Raw genomic sequence first — 3,088 nt, 5'->3', positions numbered from 1 at the left:
TGTGTTTGATAATGGGATTGTTAGTATGAAGCATGAGAGTTACCTCGCGTTTTGTTTAAGGATTAGACACCCATATCAAAACCGGTAACTCTCAACCTTTCAAGGTCCAGTGTCAGATCTAGTCGCGACTAATACAAATCATGGTAGTCCTCACGTCTGATTCCATTAGTGCAAACTCGTCATGATACCAAAAGGGTTCATGGCGGAATGTCAGAGATGACACCAGCTTACCCCTGTATCGCTAGCTTACGGTACAGGGCTTTGGTGATGTCCATGGCCATACGCTGCAATCCCGCGTCGGGATTATCTTCGGACATCGGTTGATGTTTATCGATATCCACCTGGCAAATGCGACTGGTCGCTGTGCCACGGTGTATTTCCGACAACACACCAATTTCTAGCCCCCAGTCACTCGCGGAATACGCAAGTTGTTAAGCACGTGGGTGCGCATAGCAAATTCGCCGGACAAGGGGTGGCGGAAGCTGCGCATGTAATCGAGATAGTCAGAATTGCCATAGACCTTTTGCAGCGACTTCAGGAGTGGAAAAACCAGGAGTCGACCTACACGTCCATTGAGTTTCTGATTGGCAACACGGGCGTAGTAACCTTTGCAAAAATCATAGTGAAACTGCGGATTGGCAACCGGGTAGAGTAGGCGGGCCAACATTTTCCGACTATAAGTGACAATGTCACAATCATGCACTGCAATACATGCGGTACGACGCGACGCAAGCGCGTAGCCGATACAGAACCAGACGTTGCGTCCTTTGCTAGGTTCTTCGGGGGACAGCGCTTTTGCCGCTAATTCCTCACTTAACGCGGTGAGCCGTGGACCATCGTTCCAAAGAATTCGATGGCGCTGCGGCAAGCTAGAGAAAAAGGCACGGGGTATTCAAACTGTTCCCGGTCAGCGCGATCCAACCCGATTTTGACTTTGATACCAGTTACTTCGATATCCTGCATGTCTCCTGGGATGGCTATATAGAGGTTGGTGGGAACCGTTACAGCGTGCCGGAAAGCCTGTGTGGCCACCCGGTCTCAATACGGATCTCGCTGGATGATGAACTGAGGATCTACTGTAATGAGCAGCAGGTGGCATCGCACCGGCTCTGTTCGGCTGCATCCGGCTGGCAGACCGTGCCGGAGCACCACGCCCCGCTCTGGTAGCAGGTCAGTCAGGTGGAACATCGGCCGCTGAGTGCGTATGAGGAGCTGTTGTGATGCATGAACTGGAGATACTGCTGGGTCATCTGAAAATGAGACATCTGGGCTACCACGTCGAAAGCCTGCTGGAGCAGGCGGCCAAAAAAGAGCTGAACTACCGCGAGTTCCTGTGCATGGTGCTGTAACAGGAATGGAACGGGATACATCAGCGCGTTATGGAGTCCCGGCTGAAACAGGCCCGCTTCCCGTGGGTCAAAACGCTGGAGCAGTTCGACTTCGGCTTCCAGCCAAGTATCGATCGTAAGGTCGTCCGGGAACTGGCCGGGCTGGCGTTCGTGGGGCGCAGCGAAAACGTGATCCTGCTGGGGCCGCCAGGTGTGGGCAAAACGCACTAGGCAGTAGCACTGGGGGTCAAAGCGGCTGATGCCGGTCACCGGGTGCTGTTCATGCCACTGGATAAGCTGATCGCCACACTTATGAAGGCAAAGCAGGAAAACCGGCTGGATAAACAGCTACAGCAGCTTGGTTACGCCCGGGTACTGATACTGGATGAGATAGTCTATCTGCCGATGATCCGTTAGGAAGACAGTCTGTTCTTCCGTTTGCTGAACCGTCGGTATGAAAAAGCGAGCATCGTGCTGACGTCAAATAAAGGGTTCGCCGACTGGGGGGAGATGTTCGGCGATAACGTGCTGGCAACAGCAATCCTGGATCGGCTGCTACACCACTCAACCACATTGAACATCAAAGGAGAAAGCTACCGGTTAAAGGAAAAACGCAAAGCCGGAATGCTGGCAAAAAACGCCACGCCAGTAAGTTATGATGAAATGGCGGAAAGCGGGCAACATTGATGAGCAATAGCGGACATTAAAAATGGCGAAAAACGGCCAATAATCTTGGCGTTGACAGATAGTATGTCGATATTGTCACATACCCCAAATAGCCCCCTATTTACATCCCTATTCGCAGCATTGGACACTCTACGCAAACGCATAATAGTGTCGATAACACTATCATCGTAGGTATTTGTCACTGTGAGCGACCTGTATACCGCCGAAGGCACAATGGATAAGAATTCCCTCTGGCAGCGCTATGTTCCATTAGTGCGCCATGAAGCCTTGCGTTTACAGGTTCGCCTTCCCGCGAGCGTTGAGCTGGACGATCTGCTGCAAGCAGGAGGCATTGGCCTGCTGAGTGCCGTTGAACGCTTCGACTCTTTGCAGGGAACCGCCTTTACCACCTACGCCGTGCAGCGCATCCGAGGTGCGATGTTGGATGAGTTGCGCAGCCGGGATTGGGTGCCGCGCACTGTGCGGCGTAATGCGCGGGAAGTGGCACAGGCGATGCGACAGGCGGAACAGCAACTTGGCCGCGCGCCCACGGAGCAAGAAGTGGCGCAGTCGTTAAACATCACGCTGGAAGATTATCGTCAGATATTGCTGGATACCAATAATAGCCAGCTGTTCTCTTACGATGAATGGCGTGAAGAACACGGCGACAGTGCTGAGGCGCTTCTTGAAGGCAATGAAGAAGCGAATCCGCTCCACCAGCTGATGGAAGGCAGTTTACGCCATCGCGTGATGGACGCTATCGAGAATTTACCAGAGCGTGAGAAATTGGTTTTGACGCTCTATTACCAAGAAGAACTCAACCTGAAAGAAATTGGGGCCGTTCTTGATGTTGGTGAATCTCGTGTCAGTCAGTTGCATAGCCAGGCGGTAAAGCGACTGCGCGCGAAGCTTATGCAGGAACGGTAACCACTGCGTGCAGGAATAGTGTCATCAAATGTACTAGCTCAGACCTGATCTGACAGTTACCGATTATTTATACAGGTGTCTGTCAGATTACATCTGGTTCAGATTCTTTTCTGCCCAGATCCGTTTTCCATCGAGTAAAGTGGCCATCGGCGTACGCCCGCAGCACA

1 protein-coding gene and 3 pseudogenes are annotated in these 3,088 nt (G+C 52.2%); 3 read left to right on the top strand and 1 reads right to left on the bottom strand.

Features of this window, described 5'->3' with window-relative positions; genetic code table 11:
- Positions 1–230 precede the first annotated feature (230 nt).
- Positions 231–936, bottom strand: a pseudogene (locus QZ506_RS14600) (glycosyl transferase); the annotation flags it as partial.
- On the opposite strand from QZ506_RS14600, the pseudogene QZ506_RS14595 reads away from it, so the two are divergent.
- From QZ506_RS14595 to QZ506_RS14585, 3 genes and pseudogenes are all read left to right on the top strand, one after another.
- Positions 931–1,167 (top strand): annotated as a pseudogene (locus QZ506_RS14595) (IS21 family transposase); the annotation flags it as partial. The pseudogenes QZ506_RS14600 and QZ506_RS14595 sit on opposite strands and share 6 nt — an antisense overlap.
- Positions 1,168–1,220: 53 nt before the next feature.
- Positions 1,221–2,015, top strand: a pseudogene (gene istB, locus QZ506_RS14590) (IS21-like element helper ATPase IstB).
- A gap of 183 nt (positions 2,016–2,198) precedes the next feature.
- Positions 2,199–2,921, top strand: coding sequence for an RNA polymerase sigma factor FliA (locus QZ506_RS14585; RefSeq protein WP_291972002.1), 723 nt, complete (start codon positions 2,199–2,201; stop codon positions 2,919–2,921).
- Positions 2,922–3,088 lie beyond the last annotated feature (167 nt).

It is taken from the genome of Candidatus Symbiopectobacterium sp. (assembly GCF_020054415.1).
Taxonomy (GTDB): domain Bacteria; phylum Pseudomonadota; class Gammaproteobacteria; order Enterobacterales; family Enterobacteriaceae; genus Symbiopectobacterium.
Note: the sequence above shows the minus strand (reverse complement) of the source record. Positions and strands in the feature narration are given on the sequence as shown.